General features: G+C 35.9%; 28 protein-coding genes and 3 pseudogenes. 25 read left to right on the plus strand and 6 right to left on the minus strand.

The window, feature by feature from the left end:
* Nucleotides 1-461 precede the first annotated feature (461 nt).
* The 5 genes and pseudogenes from IPM92_00080 to IPM92_00100 form a co-directional block, all read right to left on the minus strand.
* Nucleotides 462-1,204, minus strand: a pseudogene (locus IPM92_00080) (ATP-binding protein).
* A gap of 17 nt (nt 1,205-1,221) precedes the next feature.
* Nucleotides 1,222-1,467 carry a hypothetical protein gene (locus IPM92_00085; GenBank protein MBK9106803.1) on the minus strand — a complete coding sequence of 82 codons (246 nt, stop codon included), beginning with the start codon at nt 1,465-1,467 and terminating at the stop codon, nt 1,222-1,224.
* Nucleotides 1,468-1,500: 33 nt separating this feature from the next.
* On the minus strand, nt 1,501-1,917 hold the full coding sequence (locus IPM92_00090) for a hypothetical protein (GenBank protein ID MBK9106804.1): 417 nt from the start codon (nt 1,915-1,917) through the stop codon (nt 1,501-1,503).
* Nucleotides 1,918-1,994: 77 nt separating this feature from the next.
* On the minus strand, nt 1,995-2,390 hold the full coding sequence (locus tag IPM92_00095; GenBank protein MBK9106805.1) for a transposase: 396 nt from the start codon (nt 2,388-2,390) through the stop codon (nt 1,995-1,997).
* A gap of 99 nt (nt 2,391-2,489) precedes the next feature.
* On the minus strand, nt 2,490-2,741 hold the full coding sequence (locus IPM92_00100; protein ID MBK9106806.1) for a hypothetical protein: 252 nt from the start codon (nt 2,739-2,741) through the stop codon (nt 2,490-2,492).
* Between the two features lie 80 nt (nt 2,742-2,821).
* Here IPM92_00100 and IPM92_00105 point away from each other — a divergent pair, with 80 nt between their 5' ends.
* From IPM92_00105 to IPM92_00150, 10 genes are all read left to right on the plus strand, one after another.
* A complete protein-coding gene (locus IPM92_00105) occupies nt 2,822-3,301 on the plus strand; it encodes a hypothetical protein (GenBank protein MBK9106807.1) in 480 nt (159 codons plus the stop codon).
* Nucleotides 3,291-3,680 (plus strand): hypothetical protein, encoded by a 390-nt coding sequence (locus tag IPM92_00110; GenBank protein ID MBK9106808.1) that lies wholly within the window; start codon nt 3,291-3,293, stop codon nt 3,678-3,680. Before IPM92_00105 ends, IPM92_00110 begins: the two co-directional genes overlap by 11 nt.
* Nucleotides 3,681-4,126: 446 nt before the next feature.
* On the plus strand, nt 4,127-4,555 hold the full coding sequence (locus IPM92_00115) for a T9SS type A sorting domain-containing protein (GenBank protein MBK9106809.1): 429 nt from the start codon (nt 4,127-4,129) through the stop codon (nt 4,553-4,555).
* A 930-nt stretch (nt 4,556-5,485) separates the two neighbouring features.
* Nucleotides 5,486-6,232 (plus strand): outer membrane beta-barrel protein, encoded by a 747-nt coding sequence (locus IPM92_00120; protein ID MBK9106810.1) that lies wholly within the window; start codon nt 5,486-5,488, stop codon nt 6,230-6,232.
* 133 nt (nt 6,233-6,365) lie between these two features.
* Nucleotides 6,366-6,563: a type II toxin-antitoxin system HicA family toxin gene (locus tag IPM92_00125; protein ID MBK9106811.1), complete on the plus strand. Its 198-nt coding sequence runs from the start codon at nt 6,366-6,368 to the stop codon at nt 6,561-6,563.
* Complete coding sequence (locus tag IPM92_00130) at nt 6,560-6,952, plus strand: type II toxin-antitoxin system HicB family antitoxin (GenBank protein MBK9106812.1); 393 nt, start codon at nt 6,560-6,562, stop codon at nt 6,950-6,952. The genes IPM92_00125 and IPM92_00130 overlap by 4 nt, the downstream gene beginning before the upstream one ends.
* On the plus strand, nt 6,945-7,172 hold the full coding sequence (locus IPM92_00135) for a hypothetical protein (protein ID MBK9106813.1): 228 nt from the start codon (nt 6,945-6,947) through the stop codon (nt 7,170-7,172). Before IPM92_00130 ends, IPM92_00135 begins: the two co-directional genes overlap by 8 nt.
* On the plus strand, nt 7,169-7,411 hold the full coding sequence (locus IPM92_00140) for a hypothetical protein (protein MBK9106814.1): 243 nt from the start codon (nt 7,169-7,171) through the stop codon (nt 7,409-7,411). The genes IPM92_00135 and IPM92_00140 overlap by 4 nt, the downstream gene beginning before the upstream one ends.
* Nucleotides 7,393-7,695, plus strand: coding sequence for a type II toxin-antitoxin system RelE/ParE family toxin (locus tag IPM92_00145; GenBank protein ID MBK9106815.1), 303 nt, complete (start codon nt 7,393-7,395; stop codon nt 7,693-7,695). Before IPM92_00140 ends, IPM92_00145 begins: the two co-directional genes overlap by 19 nt.
* 309 nt (nt 7,696-8,004) lie before the next feature.
* Entirely contained in the window at nt 8,005-8,667 is a 663-nt protein-coding gene (locus tag IPM92_00150) for a DUF1211 domain-containing protein (protein MBK9106816.1), read from the plus strand.
* Between the two features lie 373 nt (nt 8,668-9,040).
* Here IPM92_00150 and IPM92_00155 read toward each other — a convergent pair whose 3' ends face one another.
* Nucleotides 9,041-9,286 carry a hypothetical protein gene (locus IPM92_00155; protein MBK9106817.1) on the minus strand — a complete coding sequence of 82 codons (246 nt, stop codon included), beginning with the start codon at nt 9,284-9,286 and terminating at the stop codon, nt 9,041-9,043.
* A 118-nt stretch (nt 9,287-9,404) separates the two neighbouring features.
* Here IPM92_00155 and IPM92_00160 point away from each other — a divergent pair, with 118 nt between their 5' ends.
* The 15 genes and pseudogenes from IPM92_00160 to IPM92_00230 all read left to right on the plus strand — a co-directional run bounded on the left by IPM92_00160 (nt 9,405) and on the right by IPM92_00230 (nt 20,113).
* Entirely contained in the window at nt 9,405-9,899 is a 495-nt protein-coding gene (locus tag IPM92_00160) for a DUF1772 domain-containing protein (protein ID MBK9106818.1), read from the plus strand.
* 643 nt (nt 9,900-10,542) lie between these two features.
* Nucleotides 10,543-10,863: a winged helix-turn-helix transcriptional regulator gene (locus tag IPM92_00165; protein MBK9106819.1), complete on the plus strand. Its 321-nt coding sequence runs from the start codon at nt 10,543-10,545 to the stop codon at nt 10,861-10,863.
* Nucleotides 10,860-11,354, plus strand: a complete 495-nt coding sequence (locus tag IPM92_00170; protein ID MBK9106820.1) for an SRPBCC domain-containing protein — start codon at nt 10,860-10,862, stop codon at nt 11,352-11,354. The genes IPM92_00165 and IPM92_00170 overlap by 4 nt, the downstream gene beginning before the upstream one ends.
* Before the next feature lie 130 nt (nt 11,355-11,484).
* Nucleotides 11,485-11,952, plus strand: coding sequence for a VOC family protein (locus IPM92_00175; protein MBK9106821.1), 468 nt, complete (start codon nt 11,485-11,487; stop codon nt 11,950-11,952).
* A gap of 407 nt (nt 11,953-12,359) precedes the next feature.
* Nucleotides 12,360-12,989: a class I SAM-dependent methyltransferase gene (locus IPM92_00180; GenBank protein MBK9106822.1), complete on the plus strand. Its 630-nt coding sequence runs from the start codon at nt 12,360-12,362 to the stop codon at nt 12,987-12,989.
* 33 nt (nt 12,990-13,022) lie between these two features.
* Entirely contained in the window at nt 13,023-13,604 is a 582-nt protein-coding gene (locus IPM92_00185) for a Crp/Fnr family transcriptional regulator (protein MBK9106823.1), read from the plus strand.
* Between the two features lie 91 nt (nt 13,605-13,695).
* Entirely contained in the window at nt 13,696-14,571 is an 876-nt protein-coding gene (locus IPM92_00190; protein MBK9106824.1) for an NmrA/HSCARG family protein, read from the plus strand.
* Between the two features lie 2 nt (nt 14,572-14,573).
* Entirely contained in the window at nt 14,574-15,080 is a 507-nt protein-coding gene (locus tag IPM92_00195) for a nuclear transport factor 2 family protein (GenBank protein ID MBK9106825.1), read from the plus strand.
* A gap of 225 nt (nt 15,081-15,305) precedes the next feature.
* A complete protein-coding gene (locus tag IPM92_00200; protein MBK9106826.1) occupies nt 15,306-16,454 on the plus strand; it encodes an aminotransferase class V-fold PLP-dependent enzyme in 1,149 nt (382 codons plus the stop codon).
* Between the two features lie 319 nt (nt 16,455-16,773).
* Complete coding sequence (locus IPM92_00205) at nt 16,774-17,145, plus strand: VOC family protein (GenBank protein ID MBK9106827.1); 372 nt, start codon at nt 16,774-16,776, stop codon at nt 17,143-17,145.
* A 9-nt stretch (nt 17,146-17,154) separates the two neighbouring features.
* Nucleotides 17,155-17,610, plus strand: a complete 456-nt coding sequence (locus IPM92_00210; GenBank protein ID MBK9106828.1) for a DUF1801 domain-containing protein — start codon at nt 17,155-17,157, stop codon at nt 17,608-17,610.
* Nucleotides 17,611-17,735: 125 nt separating this feature from the next.
* Nucleotides 17,736-18,337, plus strand: a pseudogene (locus tag IPM92_00215) (GNAT family N-acetyltransferase).
* Between the two features lie 269 nt (nt 18,338-18,606).
* A pseudogene (locus IPM92_00220) lies at nt 18,607-19,214 on the plus strand (alpha-ketoglutarate-dependent dioxygenase AlkB).
* Nucleotides 19,215-19,445: 231 nt separating this feature from the next.
* Nucleotides 19,446-19,673, plus strand: coding sequence for a cupin domain-containing protein (locus IPM92_00225; protein MBK9106829.1), 228 nt, complete (start codon nt 19,446-19,448; stop codon nt 19,671-19,673).
* Nucleotides 19,670-20,113, plus strand: a complete 444-nt coding sequence (locus tag IPM92_00230; GenBank protein ID MBK9106830.1) for a GNAT family N-acetyltransferase — start codon at nt 19,670-19,672, stop codon at nt 20,111-20,113. The genes IPM92_00225 and IPM92_00230 overlap by 4 nt, the downstream gene beginning before the upstream one ends.
* The last annotated feature ends 1,701 nt before the right edge of the window (nt 20,114-21,814 follow it).

Genomic DNA, 21,814 nt, shown 5'->3' on the forward strand with positions numbered 1-21,814 from the left:
CAGTAATAAGAGCAGCTTTTTCATTATTTCGACATTCATTTATTAATTATGCTGACTATACAATCAAATGCAAACTTTATTATTCCACTGGAATTAAGGAAAGAATATTTACTATTCGTGAAATAATAAAATTATATGGAATGAATTACCTTGATATATTCAATTAATCGGCCACTAACACGGCATAGACTCTACACCGCCAAGCATCAAAAATCATTCTATTTTAATTTTTTCGGTAATTAAAACTTATTTCTTAGTTTTGGCTGCAAATGGTTTGGCGATGCAGCGTCTATGCCAAATCCGTTATGCACAATGCCGAGATGAAACTGAATATTCCGGCCAATCTGAGCCACCCATTCCGGTCTAAACTGAGCCACTAATTCCGGAGTAAAGTGAGCCACCCATTCCGGAGCAAACTGAGCCACTCAATAAGTAGATAAAAGACCATAAGCCAAAAGTAATTATTGTTGATTAATTTTTGACATTTTGCGTAAAGATTCACCGGTTAGTTCAATTCTATGAGCTTGATGTATTATACGATCGAGGATAGCATCGGCAATGGTATTTTCATTAATATATTGATGCCATGCAGCTACAGGAAGTTGAGAGACGATTATGGTGGAATATCTGTTATGTCTATCTTCCATTATTTGCAACAAAGCTAAACGAGCCTGAGTATCGAGGGGAGTCAAACCCCAGTCATCTAAAATAACAAGATTTTTATTTTCAAGTCTATCAATGTCTTTTGCGGAATGCCCCATCCAATTTATCTGATTTAATTTTTGCAAACAGTTTAGGTAATGAAAGATAAGCGACACGTTTGCCTTTTAATACAAGCTTGATATCCGATAGCAGATGCAAGAAAACTTTTCCCGCAACCTGTAGCTCCGGTAATGATAATATTTTCACCACGATCTATGAACGAGCAATCCGATATTGAAGAAATTATTTCTTTTGAGAGATTCCTTTGTGGTGTACAAATCACATCGTTAAGATTAGCTTGATACCTGAACTTTGCATTCTTTACAGAAGTTTGAGTTTTGCGATGATTACGGTGCAAAAATTCAGCTTCTACCAATTGGCCAATTAAAATGGATTCATCTGGTTTTTGGTGTGCTGGTAACTGAATAATGGCTTCGTATCGATCGGCCATTCCAGTTAACCGCAAGTTGCGCATGGCATCTAAAGTACTTTGTTGATTCATATAGATAATTTAAAAGATTACTTATAATACATTTGACCTCGGATATTTTCATGAAAAAGATCCAATTGGGTTGGAGAAGCTTCGTCCCATTTGATATTTTGAAAATCCATTGAGAGAATTTGTTCCAATTTCCGGTATGATACATAATCAAATTGTAGACAGATTCCAGCAGCCTGATCTACCTTATCGTTTCCGTTTTTTGTTGCAAGATGGAGCACTCCCTGACAGCTTAAAAGCTTGCTCAGGATGTTTGCTCTGCGCAAATAGTTGTTCCATAAAACGAATTGTATGTTCTCCTATCTTAGCCCCTTCCTGGACAAAAAATCTTTATTCCAGCGACGGTAATATTGGTGATTGGGATGCAAATGAGTTCCATTGGTAGTATACTTGCTCCATGTTCTATTCCTTTGGTGTAGGGCTATTCGCTCATGTTTAGAAAATATTTCCACGGTTGTGGCGGTATACCCAATATCAACTTTTTGACCAGTATAACTGTATGGTACAGAGTAATACTTGCGATCCTCACTAAGCAATACATGACAATTGGGTTGAACCTTTGCTTGTTGATATTTTTTAAATTCAAATTTTAGTTCAGGCAATGGTTTTAGTTGATTTTTTTCTACTGAATCAAATTGTTGTTTGCGGCTAAATGGTTTTTGTTGATAAAGAATACTATTGTGCTTATCAAGCAATAAACGAATGGCTTCATTCAAGTCTCGAAGGCTATGAAAAATTTTGTCGTGGAGCGGAGCATAAATTCTGGTATATAGGATATTAATGGCAGATTCAACTAAGGCTTTATCTTTGGTTTGCGTGCGCGTGTAGGTAATACTGCGGCATCATAATGCTCCGCAAAATCTGCCATACTTTTATTCAACTCAGGATCGTACTTGCTGGCACGGTTTACAGCAGGCTTTAGGTTGTCAGTAACGATCGCCTGTGGAACGCCCCCAAAATAATGTAGAGCTGATTCTAATGCGTATAAAAAATCAGGTGTGGTTTGACTTGGAATAGCGATTGCAAATGTGTATCCACTACAGGGCAAAATACCAACAAATACTTCAACTGGAATAAGTTCACCAGAATCGGGATCCACTAAGTGCAATTTTTTACCTGCAAAATCAATCATGATTTTATCCCCGGCTTTATGATCAAACACATAACTGAGTTGCTGACTTTTTTTCATAGCGTTTAAAATGTTCACAAAATTGGGAGTATTGAACACCCTGAGGAAACTCCCTTTTGTAATCTTCCCAGAGCAAAAGTTTGGTCACTCCAACTTTTGTTAATCGTTTTCCATATCTGGGAACAAACGATATAATTCATCATGACTGGGGTCTTGCTCAGCTGGAGGGTAGACAATAGAATATAACTCCTTGTCCGATAGTTTAAGTAATTGTTGATAACTCAAAGGATGCTTATCGAATACCTCTTTGTATTTATCAATGGTATTCCTCGACATTCCGGTAAGCTGACTAATCTTACGATCAGATAAGGCTTCCAAAGTCAATTTTAATAGTTTTCTTAGCTTTTGCATAGATACAATTTGATTGGCCATCTTGAAGTAATTTTTACTTCAAAATAGGTCTCAAATCATACTGCCTTGAGTGGCTCACTTTGCTCCGGAATCCCTGGCTCACTTTACTCCGGAATCGGTGGCTCATTTTGCACCGGAATCAGTGGCTCATTTTGGCCGGAATACTCACTTTAGGTACAGGCTTTCAGAGATTGATTAGCCGGAGGGAGGACTTTAATGCAGCTATTTGGCTGTATGATAATAATGGAAATTTTATTGGAACTCAAAATGTGCCATTTCGATTCAGTTCTGGAATGCTATATGGCAAAAACTTCTTTAAATATGGTTATTTTGAATTGCGGTATAGGACGAGTAATTTTGTAGCACATTTAAGCAATTCTTACGGTCCCAATTGGTGGATGTGGGCTAGCGATACATCTGCAGAATATAGTGAGTTAGATATATTTGAAATGACTGGACAATTTTGGAATAAAAACTTAAACATCCATTTTAGAAAAGAAAGGCCGACGCCAAATTATTCAGGACCTCAATTTGATACTACATTTTTTCATGCTTTATGAATCTTCAGCGGGTAATCCAGCACCATACCCTTATATTTTAACACCATCACCTCCTGAAACTCCAGGTAATTGGATTAAAGTAGGCTGCGATTGGAACCCTTCATTTATTGATGTTTTTTATAACACATCTGATACTTTTCATCGTTATACAAAGGAGAAGATTTATGTAGAACAGTTAACTGCCATGCCTTTTATTATAGATAGTTATACGCCGGCATTTCAATATTGTATTCCATTCATCCAAGGAACAACACAAATGCCTTTTAATTATGACCTTGATTACATAAAAAAGTATGGCAAATTCGTCAGAATTGTACTCCGCAAACATTCCTTACAACGAATTCCGGCAGTTATATTAGTACTTTATGGCAAAATTTAACTATTGGAGGCACAGGAGGTTCGGCAGTCTTTTCAATTGGAAATCATCATCTGGCGGCACAAGACTTTGTACAATTACAAGAAGGATTTGAAGTAAGTGGCAGTAATTCAACCATACTTGTTTCCACAAAATCATGCCATGCCGGTCAAACAAGTTTTAAAAAGCTTTGCTGATCCTCCTGTAATGATTGATAAATTAATGCACGATATTGAAATTTCAAGACAAATGGATTGATATGAATAAGTTACTTAATTTGTTAATTATAATTCCAAGTTTAGTATTAGGCCAACATAATTGGGTTAAAAATAGGGATTGGGTGGTTGGCGAATATGCAGGTTATCAAGTGGACTCTACTTACGACCTGATATTAAAGTGCCTTATAATTTAATATTAATTACTTCAATGATGCGGATACTGTAGTTTCAGTATTTTCTAAATATAATTGGATGAAAGTTAGAAATGATAGTATAATGGTGGGATATCCAGATTCAGTTCCATGGTTAAATTATTGGGGTAAATTACATTCTGATAGTACCATAGAAATTTTATTTATACAACCATTCATGACAGGAGGACATAGGATTTATAATTGGGGAAAGTTGGTTAAGTCTTATGTAGCTACTGAAGATTTAGAGAATACTGAAGTTTTTAATATTTGGCCTAATCCGAGCACTGATTATTTGAACTTGAGTGATGTTGATAAGATGAAATCTATTTCAATATTTAATACACAAGGAATAAAGCTATTATTTTTTCAGCAAGTTACAAATCAGAAGATTGATATTTCTATTCTACCTGAAGGGCTATATTGGATTCAAATCTTCTCTGATGGAAAAATTTTAACAAAACAGTTCTTTAAAACTAACATAAAATAAGAATTGGAAAAGTAAACGTCACTAACACAGTATTGACGATCATGCCACCAAAATATTAGAGGTTTCAAGCTTGGCTAAGGTAAACTATTTTTCACTTTTGGCATTAATCAAATGGTGGCACGTCGTCAATACTAACACGTGTGTGACTTGAACAGCAATTAAAGAATTGCTGATGCTTTAAAACAGATGAGAGAAGGTCTCTCGATGGCGGTTTTCAGGAACAGCCATCAAACCACTTTATGCTGCTGCAAAGGAAACGATGTGGTGGTGAGCGATAAAGCAAAAACGGTAACTTGATTACTTTAGGTGAGTGTAACTGAGTTGAACGAAAGTGAACCAATGATGAAGCTCCGTAAGGGCAAAAATGTTGTAAAAAGCAGGTAGTTACGTTTGTATCTGCGGCAGAATGTATCGGTTACCTGATTATTGGATACATGACAACCGGGGTTAAGTTGGCAAGACATTTACATAGGCTGTAATAAGGATGACCGAACGATCTCGCGACAGCGAGTTCTTCACGACAATGAAGAAAGTGAGGGAACCGCGAAGGCGGCATGTAGAAATATAACATTGAGAAAGAGGAAGTAAACATAAAAGGATGTGCATGAGATATAGGCGGCAGACCTAGTCGTAGTAGTGATGAATCTTTTGTAATGAAAGAGGAGCGAAGGACTAAGCTAGTTTACGTCTACAATTTACTGACAACCAGCAATGGGATGATCTTCAATTTTAGACAATGTTACAACCAATAAAATGGTATATCCAAAATGATAAGTAATTAAATTTGTAACTAAACTAGAAGAGCCGTATGAATCGAGAGGTTCACGTACGGTTCCGAGGGAATGTAGGGGTGCAATTCCCCTGCATGACCCGATTAAATGTAAATAATACCTTAATCAAGCTGTCTGTTCTGGAAAAAAATATATTTAAATGAAAATATGCACTCTATGTATGATTATTATACTTGTTGATTTAGTAAATTGTGCATATGGACAATCTATAATAGGCATAACCGGAGGCTATAATAGATCAACTTATTTCGATAGATCAACAACATTGCCAACGCACTATGGGGCTCAATATAATTCTCAACCTACTTTTTGTTTCTCTGTATTCCTTAAGCCAAGAAATAAAAAGTATTTTACGGTGGGTTCACAAATTTCCTTTATTAATAAAGTTTTGAATTTAAAAGCAAGTTATGGTGGACTTGGATTTCAAACAATACGTGATGACCATATTCATGCTAATTATTTATACTTTTCATTATTACCAGAACTCTCATTAGGAAAGAAGTTTGCATTCAATCTAAATTTTGGGCCTTCTATTGGAACTTTAATAAATTCGCGAAGAAGGGGGATTTCATATGAAACTTTCCATGGTAATAGAATTTACTGGCCAAGTGAAAGTAGCGCAAATAATGATTTTAATACTCTTGATTTAAGAATATATCTAAACATTGGCATAGAAATTCCGCTCCGAGATAAATTTAAATTGGTTGTGAACAATTCATACAGTAGAGGAATAATAAATTCTGCTGATGGAGGACTTGGTAATTATGGCTGTTTTATCAACACAAATGACGTCTCATTAAATATAGGATTGATTTACAAACTAGAAAAGTTTGCATTTTCATTACTCCCGAAGACTGGTAAAAAATTTAACAATCAAAAGGATTGACAAACTTCCATATAACACTGTGCACGGCGCATGCGCAAGGGCGACTGCGTGTGCACCCTTTCGTTTGAGCCAATACCCTAACTGATTCAAAATAATTTTTTATTTAGGTAAATAATTATTTACCTTTGCAATATTGAAATGCTCAGAATTATACAGAATCTTACTTAAGGCTGGATGGTATCCAATTAGTCAGAAAGGATCGCATGTTAAACTTAAACATTTCTTAAAAACGAATGTAATAGTGTTTCCCAATCATGGAAGCCAGGAAATCGGCAAAGGGCTTGAAGCAAAGATTCTTAAAGAGGCAGGTATAAATAAAAAGACAAAATGAAGAAAATTGAAAAAGTAGGAATAGTTATTGAGAAAACAAGAACAGGATTCTCAGCTTATTCGGAAAAGTTACCTATTTATACAACAGGTAAGAACTTGGCTGAATTAATTGGAAATGCTTACGAAGCTACTGAATTATATTTTGAAGATAAAAAGAACAACTCACCTAAATTTGTCATTCGATATACAATCGACTTTAAGCAATTTTTTCAATATTACCGAGTTTTAAATGCTAAAGTTATAGCTGAAAAAATCGGTATGAATCCGACATTGCTTTCTCAGTACGTACAAGGGAAAAAGAATCCGTCGCAGCAACAAACTGAGAGAATAATTAATGCAATACATGAAATTGGAATTGAACTATCCACAATAAACTTAGTAAATGCATAACATTGAAGGTACAGGCTCTAACACAGCATGCACGCCAGCCGCCCAATGCAGCCTTCATGGAATTTTGTTTGGCAGGTTTGGAAAAGAAAACGGAAAGTTTTACTTTTGGCATACCTCAAATGCGGCACTTCGTCAATTTCGCCACTTTATGAGAGATGCCAAAAAGTATTTACACCATAAAAATAAATACCTTAAATTTGTATATAATTATTTTAAATGAGTTCTATTACGGTAAAAGATAGATTAATCGGCAAAATTGCTTCAATTGAAGATGAAAGCTTTTTAAATGAATTGGAAGAAATAATTCTTAACCTTAGAAATGAGAATCAAGATGTCTTAATCCTAAGCGATGAAATTAGATCTTCTATTGCAAAATCCGAATCTGACATTAAAGATGGAAGAATTATGTCCAATGATGAAGCTTTGCAACATTTTAAAGAATGCTTAAAAAGAAAGTAATCTGGACCGAGACTTCAATCTCAGAACTTGATAGCATCCTTCAGTTTTATATCCAACGAAATGGAAGTGTTGAATTCTCTTCTTGGTTGCTTGATGAATTGGAAAAAAGAATTGAAGTAATTTCAATTTATCCAAATATTGGAAGGGAAACCGATTTATCATTATTTAGGCTGCTTCCATTTAATAATTATGGAATAATTTATAAAGAAACCGAAGAAGCAATATTCATAGAATCAATATGGGACTTTCGCCAAAATCCAATTAAGCGTGTTGATAAAAAGTGAAATAGCACCTCTCATATCATGGCATAGACAATACACAGCCAACCTTCAATAATCATTCTCTCCCGATACATCGGGATAATTTTATTTGTTAGTGAAAATCTAATTTGTTAATTTTGGCTGCTATCGGTAGGCGGTGAAGCGTCTATGCCTGCACGTTGAACAAACCCCTATATGAAAGCCTGGCTTCGTTCAACTCGTAAAGTTGAAAACTGCTCGTAGAATTGATTTCCCTTCCGTATTTTTATCCGACAATCATCAACTTTACTTTGTGTTAGCAGTAATTATATTAACCTAGAAAATTAGATTATTATGGCAAGGAAAATTAATCCTTCATTACCATTTTCCCGTTTGGAATTTTTCATGGATGGCGTTTTTGCTATTTCGATAACATTGCTCGTTATTGAAATAAAAGTTCCGGGATATGAGAGTCTACAAAAGGCTGGCGGACTAGGCAATTATTTATTGAGCATTTGGCCTCATTATCTATCATACGTAATAAGCTTTTTTATCATAGGTGTGTGGTGGAGCAGCATGAATCATTTTCATTTGATGGTAAAAAAAACAAACCACACGTTTAATATTATCAATATCTTTTTTTTAATGACTATCGCTTTTATACCGTTTACGACAGCAATTATGGGTGAGTATACAACTCATACCGAGTTTCGTCAGGTTGCTGTAACCACCTATTGCATTGGTTATTACCTGCCTTCATTGGCAGCCGTAATTATGGTACTTTATGCGTTTGGCAATCATCGCCTTGTAGACCCTTCGTTATCCAACAAATTCATGACTCGCTTCAGGAATAAAATTCTTATAGGGAACGTGATGATAATCAGCGCACTTATTGCGTCGTTTTTCTTTCCAATTATTGCTATCATAATAACTGCATTTACTTTTATTATGTTCTTTATTCCGCCAGAAGAACCAGAATACGAGGACAATACACCAAAGACAGAGAGTCATGACTGAAAGAAAACTACAGCTAACAACTAAGTTTTCGTAACGCACGCAGTGCGAACAATGAAAACGCTGTTGAACGAAACCTGCGGTAGTTTAAGTTGGGATTCCTAGAGTGAATTGTAATCTGTGGGGATGTCGTGCGAAAGATCGGATTGTTTACAGAATGATTGGCAAGAGATTAGCGTTTTGAATATGAATATTTTGATCAGAGTTTGCTTTAAAGGCTATAAATCATTCTGAAAAGAAAATAATATGCCATGCCTAAAAGCAAAAGTCATTAAGCCGAGCAGAGTGATGGATACTGCAAGAGAGTATTCCGTCCAAATTGAGCCACCTATTCCAGAGTAAAGTGAGCCACCAATTCCGGTGCAAACTGAGCCACTCATGGCAATATGATTTGAGTACAATTTTGAGGATCTAATAAAATCTGATGGACACCCATCATGGGCAAAACCTTAGGCAGATCACCACCAGGCGCTGCACAAAATAGTTCGACATACCCGAATGTAAATTCCGTGACTCCAAACAAGATTATGGAGAGTGGGCATACAGGCACAATTCCCCTATAGCAAAGCCCGGCTTCGTTCAACTCGAAAAGTTGAAAACTGCTAGTAGAATTGATTTCCATTCCGTAATTTTATCCGGCAATCATCAACTTTCCTTTGTGTTAGCCGCAATGTTTGGGAACAATGCTTATTTTAAACTGACTTCAAGAAATTAAATTTGACAAACTAAAATTAACCAACATGACAAAAAGAATTTTTCTTTGGCTTAATACCATTATTTCTACAGTTTATTTGACAGGACACTTGTTTGACTTTTTTGTCGTGATGTCCAACTGGAGGGCTGGTACTGTGGAATTACTTACTAGTTATAGAACTTTTTTCATTCATGCAGACCCGGGGCATTTTTTTCGGATAGTTGTCCCAGTTTCTGTTGTGCTCTCGGTAATTAGCTTTTTTGCATATTGGAAATCCGACAAGCAGATTAAAATTATGCTAAGTGTTCACCTCGTCCTTACCTTGGGTGCATTTCTGTTCACCATGTTCTATTTTCTTCCAATCAACAAATACTTGTTCTGGAACAAGGAAATAAGTTTGGATCCAACTCTGACAATGGAATTAGTAAACAAGTGGGTGTTTGGTGAACACCTTCGAGTGGTGTTTGGTTTTGTTGCTTTAATAGTTTCAACGATGGCACTTCACTTATCTTATACCAAGTTGACTCATAACAATGAATAAACGGACACTGTATCAAACAAACTTTTGTCGGAACTTCAATTATTTGTGCCTTGAACGAACAGTAGCACATGCAGCTAAAATAAGATTAAAAGAAATTTTAAAAAGAAGAGCCTTGTTCGGTAATCAAAAACAGTAGTGCATCTAAAAACTGAGTTTTCGTAACGCACACAGTGCGAACAATAAAAACACTGTTGAGCGCCTGTCCCGCAATTCTGCGGGAAAACTTACAGTAGTTTATGTTTGGATGCCTGGAGTGAAATTTAATCTATGGGGATTTCAGGCGAAAGTTCGGATTGTCTACAGCATGATTTGCATAACATTCGCGTTTTGAATATGATTATTTTGATCTGAGTTTCATTTTTAGGCCATAAATTATTCTGAATGGAAAATAGTTTGTTATGCTTAAAAGCAAAAGCCATTCAATTATAGCAGAGTGATGGATACTTCAGGAGTTTAGCCGGAAAGCCCAACAAAGATGACAACTCTTTGATCCTTACGACCCTTAGGACGTTTTAATGACATTTTTCAAACAGGCAGGCCCGCCTGAAATTCCAAACTTTATAAAAAAAGTGAAAATATTTGCGAAACCGAAAAGTTGCGCATATATTTGCAACCGATTAGTTTCATTAAATCAATCAGACCAATGCGTAGAGATATTTTTCAAGCAGTTGCAGACCCAACAAGAAGAGCCATATTGGTTTTAATTGCATTGCAGGCAATGACTCCTAACGTCATTGCTGATAACTTCAAAACAACTCGACAAGCAATATCTAAACATTTACGCATTTTAACGGAATGTGAACTTGTAAAGCAAGAGCACAGGGGTAGAGAAATTTATTACTCCCTTGAAATTGACAAAATGAAAGAAATTGATAAGTGGATCGAACAATTCAGGAAGATTTGGGAAACCCGATTTAATCAATTAGACCATGTATTATCAACAATTCAAAAAAATAAAAAATGAATCATTTACAATTTGACTTTAAGCTTGACAAGACAAGTAAAACGGTGTTTATAGACAGAGAATTTAATGCAGATCTTTCACTTGTATGGGACGCATTTACCAAACAAGAAATTCTTGACCAATGGTGGGCACCTAAACCATACTTGTCGAAAACCATAAATATGGATTTTAAAGTGGGTGGTAGCAGATTTTACGCAATGGTTAGTCCAGAAGGGCAAGAACATTATGCCATTCAAAAATATACTTCAATTACCCCAAAAAGCAATTTCAAATATTTGAATGCTTTTGCCGACAAAGATGAAAACCCATTTTTACCGGGTTCAAATTGGGATTTGAATTTCAGTGAAAACAATGGACTTACAAAACTTAGTATCACAATTTATAACGAATCACTGGAGCGTATGGAACAAATGTTAGAAATGGGCTTTAAAGAAGGGTTTACTGCGACCTTAAATGAATTAGATGGCTTATTATCAATTTTAAATAAATAACGAAATGAAAAAGTATATACTTAAATTTTTACCAGTACTCATAATAACACATTTTCTGGCTTGTGCATTTTCTCAAAGTGCCCCAAAGAAAGATACAAATTCCAATCAAACTTCAACAAAAAAAAATGCGATGATGAGTCAAAAAATAACACCTTGTCTTTGGCTTGAGACCAAAGATGCAAAAGCAGTGGTAGATTATTACCTCTCTATTTTCAAGGATGGTAAACTGAAAGAGCATCGCAAATATCAAAATCCACCAGAAGTAGGTGGGGGTGAATTTGAAACTGCAATTATAGAAATAAATGGGATAGAATTCAATATTTTGGCAGCAGGTCCTTACTTCAAATTTAATGAATCTGTTTCATTTGTGATTAATTGCAAAGACCAGGCAGAAGTAGATTATTATTGGGCTGCTTTGACTGCCAATGGTGGCGAAGAAAGTTCTTGTGGCTGGTGTAAAGACAAATATGGCTTATCGTGGCAAGTTGTTCCTGTTGAATATTTTGACCTTATTAACAGCGATGATCCTAAAGTCAGAGAAAAGGCAATGAAGAATACATTTAAGCAGAAAAAGATAATTCTTTCAGAACTTAAATGATATCGCAGAATTAAAACTAACGAGAAAAAATTTCTTCCCATAGCAACTAAGTTTTATTGCGCAAGCAGCCGTAGTTTATATATGGAAACCTGAAGTGAATTTTAATCTATGGGAATTTCGCGCGATGACTGGAATTGGTTTTTGAATGATTTGTGGGTGATAAGAATCGAGGATCTGCTGAATGAAACATATATTGCAATAGCAATCGTAGTAAGCATTTAATAGCAGCAGCGGTTAAAACTCTATTCGTTCATTACTGCTGAGCAGGGTTTAATTTTTTACTCCCGATGAATCAGCTCGAGATGGCTGCTATGAATTCAAAAAAAATTTGTAAATTAGCTGTCTCCTAGAGCTTGGACCGAATGTATACCAATCCTTAAATCATCATTTTAGCGACCGACAATCTAATGGACAGATATCAAGAAACATTTGAAACCTGGAACAAACTTGCAGCCCAATATCAAGACAAGTTTATGGACCTGGACTTGTATAATGACACTTATGATTTTATTTGTAATTCCATTGCAAGAGATCATGCGAAAATATTGGAAATTGCTTGTGGACCGGGAAACATTGCAAAGTATCTTTTATCTGTAAGACCCGATTTTGATATTTTCGGAATTGACATTGCAGCCAATATGATAGAACTTGCGAGAATAAATAATCCAACCGCAAGTTTTGCTGTAATGGACTGTAGACAATTGGATAAAATAACAGTAAAATATGATGGCATCGTTTGTGGTTTTTGTTTGCCGTACCTTTCGCCTATAGACAGCCAAAAACTGATTGCCAACTGTTATCAACTTTTGAATGCAGATGGACTGTTGTATTTAAGCTTTGTCGAAGGAGACCAAGGGCAATCCGGTTTTCAGGTGGATTCCAGTGGCAAAAGATCATATTTCTATTTTTACAATCAAGAAGACCTTAGGGTTCAACTTCAAAAAAACCATTTTGAGAATATAAAAGTTTTTAACGTTGAATATGCAAAATCTGGAAACGAATTTGAAACACACATCATTTTCATAGCGCATAAATAATCAGCTTTTTAACAAGCGTTGAATAAATACACCATGAAGACACAAACCCTTATAGAATATTTCAATCGCTTGCTTCCATTAGATGAGAGGGAAATAGCTTTTGTTGAAGAAAGCTTTAAAGCGCGAAACATTAAAAAAAGGCAGTTTATTCTTCAGGAGGGAGAAATTTGCAAACACAGCACCTTCGTTATTGAGGGTTGTTTTAAAATGTATTTGGTTGACCAGCATGGAAAAGAACATAACCTTCAGTTCGCTATCGAAAATTGGTGGATTGGAGATATTGGAAGTTTTCATAGCAACACTCCATCGAAATTGAATATTGAAGCACTTGAAAACTCAATGGTACTCCAGATTAAGAAAGAAGATCAACTGAAACTTTTCGTGGATTATCCTAAATTCAATCGCATTTTTAGAGTGCTCGCCGAAAATGCCATGATCAGTTTGCAGCGACGAGTTTTGCAAAATATAAGTTCAACAGCTGAAGAGCGATATTTAGATTTTCTCGAGAGGCATCCCCAATTTTTTAATCTTATCTCCAACGTCCAGATTGCATCTTACCTTGGTGTAACTCCAGAGTTTTTGAGTACTATTCGTAAAAAGCTCGCAAAGCCTTAAACTAGTTTAAGGCTTTTTCTTAATATAGCTTATAGGTACGACTCGTTTTATCATCCCATCTTTGTGATGTTAATAATTAAAAAATATAAAAATGGAAAAGAAAATCATTGCCGTAATAGGCGCTACAGGCTTACAAGGGAAGGGAGTTATAGACTCACTTATTAAAGAAGGCTCATTTAAGGCCAGAGCGATTACGAGGAATCCTGAAAAGTATTCGGGTCCCGCAGATGAAGTTGCACAGGGCGATCTTACAGATTTAGCTTCATTAACTACAGCGTTTAAAAACGCACACGGAGTTTTTGTGGTAACTAATTTTTGGGAAGGAGCAGACGAAATAGCGCAAGGGAAGATGGCCATTCAAGCAGCTAAGGATGCAGGAGTGAATCATTTTATATGGTCAACGCTTCCAGATGTGGAAAAGATAAGTAATGGCAAGTTTAATGTTCCACATTTTACCGGTAAAGCTAAAGTAGATGCCTTGGTAAGGGATGCTGGCTTTGAAAACTACACATTTGTACAGCCGCCATTCTATTTTCAAAACTTTACTGGAATGTTGTCACCTCTGCCGCAAGCAGATGGATCAACAGGTTGGACACTTCCCATTGACCCGGCTAAAAAAGTAATTCACATGGCCGACATTAAAGATTTGGGCAAAGTGGTTATAGGTGCATTCCTAAACCCGGAAAAACTGAGTAAAGGATCTTACCTTTCATTGGCAACAGAACTTAACAGTTTCAATGATATTATTGCAGCATTCCGGGCAAATGGTAAAGAGTATAGTTTTACGCAAGTTCCCGGAGAATTGTTTTCAACTTTCTTTGAAGGAGCAAAGGAGATTTCTGAGATGATGGCCTATTTTGAAGCTCACAGTTATATGGGTGAAGGAACTGATCCTCAAATACAGCTGGCTAAAGAAATAGCTAATGCAGAATTCACAAGTTTTGAAGAATGGATTAAACAAAATTAAATATGAAAAACTTAACAATATCTGCTCTTGCCATTTTATTTATGGCCTCATGTTATCCAAAACAAGAATCGGGCGAAACAAATAAAAATAAAACAGAAAATAGTGAAATCATGAGTAAAGTTGAAAAGCAAAAAATAGAAGTCCTGCTGAGTGAGTATAAAAAATCATTGAACACCTCAGATGCCAAATTGGCCCAATCGCTTTACACCAAAGATGGGATATTTATGCCAACAGAAGCTCCCTCCGGAATAGGCTCAGAAGGAATTTTAAAATCTTATGAATTTGTATTTTCCCAAATTCAGCTGAACATTGAATTTTTTATTGAAGAAATTGAAGTGGAAGGAAACATGGCATTTGCCGTAACAAGTTCAAAAGGAACAGTTAAAATTCTTGCAAATGGTGTGGAAATTCCGGAAGCAAACCGAGAGCTTTTTGTATTTGAAAAAGTAGATGGCGAATGGAAAATTGCGAGATACATGTTTAACAAAACAGAACCTAAGGGTTTATAATATTTTGTCGAAAGTAGGTGTGCAAGTAAGCGCGATTTGATTTGAAATAATAAGTGTTTATTAAACGCCAATGTCGTTTATAAATATTTATTCAAAAACTCAATACAAAGGGTGTCGTTTAAAATATTTAGTCTAATTTTGATTTCAAGGTGTGAGGTATATTATTTAATTTATTAAAATTACCCGACAAAATATTTGTCCTTTATAAACTAGATATTTAAACATATGGGCATTATTCATTCGCAAAGAGAACTGTTTGATATTCCGGATCAGATAGCTTATTTCAATTGTGCTTACTACTCACCTTTATTATTGGAATCCACAAAAAGACTACATTTCGGCGTTGATTCAAAAAAGCATCCCTGGGAAAGAGTACCGGCAGATTTTTTCAAGGAGGCTGAGATCATCAGAGAATTATCTTGCTCATTATTTGGTGGAGATGTGGATGGATTTGCAGTCATCCCTTCCGTAAGTTATGGAATGAGTACCGTTGGCAGGATTTTAGAAACTAATTTAAAAAAAGGGGATCGCGTTTTGATAGTTGCTGAGGAATTTCCGAGCATCGTGTTTCCATTGCAACGCGCTGCAAAGGAGATTGGAATCATATTAGATGTAGTAGATACTCCCATTGATGGAAACTGGACAGCAGCAATATTAAATAATATGGACCATTCTGTAAAAGCCGTGGCCCTATCTTCTTGTCATTGGACAAATGGTGCTTTAATAGATTTGGTAGCCATCAGACATAAATGCGATGAAATAAATGCTATTTTAATGATTGATGCAACACAGACATTGGGAGTAATTCCTTTTTCAATAAACGAGATTAAACCTGATTTTCTTATTGCTGCAGGTTACAAATGGCTTTTGGGTCCGTATGGGTTTAGTCTTTTTTATATAGATCAAAAATGGCGTAATGAAAGGCCTCTCGAAGAAACTTGGATTGGTCGGGAAAATGCGGAAGATTTTGCTAATTTGGTCAATTATTCCGATGTATATATGTCTGGTTCAAGACGCTTTGAAATGGGCGAAAAATGTACTCCAACGATTTTACCTGGTGTTATTGCAGCTCTGGAACAAATTAAAACCTGGGGAATACCAAATATAGCACAAACCCTACTATCTATTACTCAGCGCATAGAATTGAATTTAGACAAATTGGGTTTTCAGTTATTGGATAAATCCCAAAGAAGCCCGCATATTTTAGGAGCACGCATTCCGGATGCATATACTGGGAATCTGGTAGCAGAACTTAAAACTAAAAATATCTACATTAGTCAAAGATCCAAATCCATTCGAATTGCACCGCACTTATACATTAACGATCGGGATATTGAACGTCTGAATCAGGCCATGAATGAGCTATTGCATTGATACCCGCATTCCTGGAGTATCGTTGACGAAAAGGAATTGATCGACTGGTTTATTGGATTGAAAAAATAGGGATTCAAGATTATTCAATGTGGCGAAGTGTGCCAAACAGAAATGTTTCCTTAACGCTTACCGTATGTAATACATAAGAATAAAGAAATATTAATAAAATAAATATAAAAACGACCCGATGAAAAAAACTTATTTTATCATTGTTGTACTTTTCGCAATCATTGCGACAGGAATGGAGTACAATACAGTTAAGGCCCAAAACCAATTAAATAGTATTTCGATAACGACTAAATCAGAAAAACCAAACCACATGAAATTAGGCGCATTTTCAATCAGTCTCAGTGTAAAAGATTTAAAGACTTCAAAAGAGTTTTACGAAAAATTGGGTTTCCAGGTATTTGCCGGGAGTATGGAGCACCGATACCTCATCATGAAAAACGACAACGCACTTATCGGACTTTTTCAGGGAATGTTTCAAGGGAATATTCTGACGTTTAATCCGGGATGGGATGAAAACGCCGGCAATATTGAAAACTTTGATGACATTCGCGAAATTCAAAAACACCTCCTCAACAGCGGCCTCACGCTCACAAGTCAGGCTGACCTAAAAACAACGGGTCCTGCCAGTCTTACCTTAACGGACCCTGACGGGAATGTAATTTTATTGGACCAACATCGTTAAATAATATAAATGAAAGCAGAAGGAAAAACAGTAAATGAAATTCTGACAAGCCTTCCGGATGAAAGAATCGAGGCTTTTAATAAACTGCATGATGTTATCTTAAAAAATCTGCCTAAAGGATTTGAAGCAGCTATTAGTTATGGTGGATTGGGTTATGTAGTTCCGCATAAGATCTATCCGGGGGGTTACCATTGTAAGCCAAGTGAACCGCTTCCTTTTGCAGGGCTTGCCTCCCAAAAAAATTCAATTAATTTTTATCATATGGGAATATATGCTGACCCTAAATTATTGAATTGGTTCGTAACGGAATATCCAAAGCATAGCAAACAAAAACTGGATATGGGAAAAAGTTGTATCCGCTTTAAAAAGTTTGATGAAATTCCTTATAAATTGATTGGGGATCTAATGCAGAAAGTAAGTGTGGAACAATGGATCCAAATTTATGAAACGAAGCTGAAAAAATAGAAGCGGGAATCAATCAGTAAACCTGCATTCAAGAAGGGGTTTCCAGCTTTAGCGAGCAAAATTCCGCAAACCCCTATTGACGCCTTTTGCATAGATGCAATAAAATTAAAGTAACACGGAGATTTATGATAAGCTTTGATCAGGAATATGTGCTCGAAAATAAAGTGGTAAGATTGACACCACTCAAAGAAGGGGATTTTGAAAATTTAGTCCATTTTTCAATCAATGAACCCAATTTATGGGAATATTCTTTGCAACAAGCTTATACTCCTGAAAAATTGAAATTGTATATGGACTCAAAGCAATAAAGGGCCGCGAGCACAAAAAAGAATATCCTTTTACGGTTTTCGATAAACGAACAAATCAATATGCAGGCTCAACCAGGTTTTATGACATACAAAATGAACATGCAAGCTTACAACTTGGATATACATGGTACGGAAAGCAATTTCAGGGAACGGGACTAAACAAGAATTGTAAATATTTACTTTTGGAATTTGCTTTTGATGTATTGAATTTCGAAAGGGTAGAATTTAGAGCCGATAATGAGAATAAAAGAAGTATCAATGCTATGAAAAGTATTGGTTGTGTCATTGAAGGTGTGTTAAGAAGCAACACCTGTAAACCAAACGGCAATAGACGTGACAGCATCGTCTTAAGTATTTTAAAAGAGGAATGGAATAATACGGTTAAAAACAATCTGAGGGAATTTACAATCAACCAATAAGGCATTGTCCATTAGAATACTAAAAGAAGAATTTAAATCGACTTGAGATATTGTATTGTGTATAAATGAAGCAGGGTGTTCGGCCCTGGATTTTGGCATTCCTGTGTATAATTTCAAGATTCATGAAAATGCAGTAAATTTATTTTAGAAATTCAGCTGGATGAAATATATCCAAATGTGAAAACTGGAGTTCATTTGACAAAGAAATGGAGTAAAGAAGCGCGGTCTCTAAACTTTAAATTACTTAAAAAATATCTTAAATTAGAAGAGTGGAATTATTTGAGGACACTTTTGACAAATCAAAAAATTACTTGCCGCAAGATGGCACGGTAAACTATTACGGAAAGATATTTGCGTCAGGAACTGCCGATGACTATTTTGAAAAGTTGTTCAATACTATTGAATGGCGAAATGATGAGGCCATCATTTTCGGAAAGAAAATTATTACAAAGCGAAAAGTGGCCTGGTACGGTGAAAAACCATTTGAATATATCTATTCTAATGTCGCAAAATATGCTTTACCCTGGACTCAAGAATTATTGGAACTTAAAGAAATCACTGAAAAAGAAACGGGCGAAACATTTAATTCATGTTTGCTAAACTTATATCACAGCGGAGATGAGGGAATGGCCTGGCACAGTGATGGCGAAACCGATTTGAAAAAAATGGGGCCATAGCTTCGTTAAGTTTTGGTGCAAACCGAAAATTTGCTTTTAAACATAAAACAAGCCAGGAAAAAATCGAATTGATTCTGGACCATGGAAGTTTACTGGTAATGAAAGACACGACACAGTCATTTTGGTTACATCGTCTACCGCCCACAAAGCGCATCCATAAACCAAGAATAAATCTAACTTTCAGAACTATTGTAGAATAATGAAAATTTAATAATAGTAAATTTGGAATGTAAGTCGTGCCGGCAGTACTGGACGGTTTCTTTTGATTAAATAATGCTTCAATCAACTGATAGGTGTATGTGGTTTTTTTTACCAATCTTGTTTTAAATATAGTAGAATGACCTTCAATCGTTTGGGTTATGGAGTATTGTCATCAGAATTCTACAATTTCAGGAACAACAAGAACATAAGCATTTTCTAAATTATTTCAAATGCATATTATAGTTGATTTACAAATGCCGCATGACCGGGATGAAGTATATATCATTATTTCCGGAAGGGGAGATTTTATAAATGGAACTGAGATGACTTCATTTCAATCAGGGGATTTTATATTTGTAGCTGCAGGAGTTGAGCATAGGTTTGTAAACTTCACTGATGATTTTTTATGCTGGGTTATGTTTTATGGCCCATTAGGTGGCGAAACAATTAATAAATGATAACGAGAAAGGCAACGTTTGAGGATTTGGGCAAGTTGGCAAGACTATTTGATGAATATCGGGTCTTCTATGAAAAAGAGACAGATGTCCTAGCCGCGGGTGAATTCCTTAGAGACAGACTCGTGAATAAGGAATCTGAAATATTTGTCGCGGAAGCTCAGGATAAAGCATTAACCGGCTTTGTTCAACTATATCCCATATTTTCGTCAACTCGTATGAAAAGACTTTGGCTGCTGAATGATTTATATGTTCATCCTGATTACCGGGGTCGGGGGATCTCCGTTTTATTAATTGATAAAGCCAAAGAATTGGCTGTTCATACACAATCTGCTGGCTTGATTCTCGAAACTGCAAAATCAAACTTCATCGGAAATAAACTTTACCCTAAGACTGATTTTGTTTTGGATGAAGAACATAACTATTATTCCTGGAATACTTGATTGAGGATGATTAACAGTTCCATGTAATCAACTCCAGATACATTTAATGAACAATCTATGTGATAAGTATAAAATATATTCTAAAAGCAAGAGCTGCAAATAGCACTTAATCCGAAATATTTGTAAGCTCGAATTCCAAAATGTACAAATGAAACTATAACCTACCAGCATTAGCTAACTATTCTAATTTGCGGTCAGCTTTATATAAATCAATAATTTGCGCCCATTTGGCAAGTTTATAATTTATTTACTCCAAACTTTCTGATGTTGCATCTGTCAATTTAATAATTCCATTCCGTAAAATAACCCCATCCCGTCCATCAACCTTGCCAATTTTCCAGTTGAAGCTGGATGCAATTAATAAATCCAAATCAAATTGGAAACATCCCCACCCAAAGCCGGCTTCAGCCGGATCCAAAAACGCAACCCCAAAAATTATAAATTGGAAACGCAAACCAAAAAACCGACCATGAATAAACCCCACCCTATAACTAGGAATGGGTTTCAACCCATTCCGTAAATAATTATATTCCGTAAAATGAATCCATCCCAATCATTACGTATTCCAATTTTCCAATTGAAGCTGGATGCAATTAAAAAATCCGAATCAAATAGGAAACATCCCCACCTAAAGCCGGCTTCAGCCGGATCCAAAAACGCAACCCCAAAAATTATAAATTGGAAACGCAAACCAAAAAACCGACCATGAATAAACCCCACCCAATAACTAGGAATGGGTTTCAACCCATTCCGTAAATAATTTCATTCCGTAAAATGAATCCATCCAAATCATTACGTATTCCAATCATCCAGCTTAAGCTGGAAGCTAATAACAAATCCAAATCAAATAGGAAACATCCCCATCCAAAGCCGGCTTCAGCCGGACTCAAAAACGCAAACTCAAAAATTATAAATTGGAAACGCAAACCAAAAAAACCGACCATGAATAAACCCCACCCTATAACTAGGAATGGGTTTCAACCCATTCCGTAAATAATTATATTCCGTAAAATGAATCCATCCCAATCATTACGTATTCCAATCATCCAGTTGAAGCAGTATGCAATTAAAAAATCCGAATCAAATAGGAAACATCCCCATCCAAAGCCGGCTTCAGCCGGACTCAAAAACGCAAACTCAAAAATTATAAATTGAAAACGCAAGCCAAAAAACCGACCATGAATAAACCCCACACTATTACTAGGAATGGGTTTCAACCCATTCCGTAATTAATCCATTCCGTAAATAACCCATTCCGTGAATTCAACCCATTCCGTAAATAATTTCATTCCGTAAAATGAATCCATCCAAATCATTGGGTATCCCAATTTTCCAGCTTAAGCTGTAAGCTATTAAGAAATCCGAATCAAATAGGAAACATCCCCATCCAAAGCCGGCTTCAGCCGGATCCAAAAACGCAAACTCAAAAATTATAAATTGAAAACGCAAGCCAAAAAAACCGACCATGAATAAACCCCACCCTATAACTAGGAATGGGTTTCAACCCATTCCGTAAATCAACCCATTCCGTAAATCAACCCATTCCGTAAATAACCCCATTCCGTAAATTCAACCCATTCCGTAAATCAACCATCCCGTAAATCAACCATTCCAAAAAAAAATAATTCCATTCCGTAAATCTAACTTGGAATCTAAATATACTTTCATAAGCAACAAGTAAGCTCGAAGTAATTCTTTGAG

Source organism: Saprospiraceae bacterium (genome assembly GCA_016719615.1).
GTDB lineage: Bacteria > Bacteroidota > Bacteroidia > Chitinophagales > Saprospiraceae > Vicinibacter.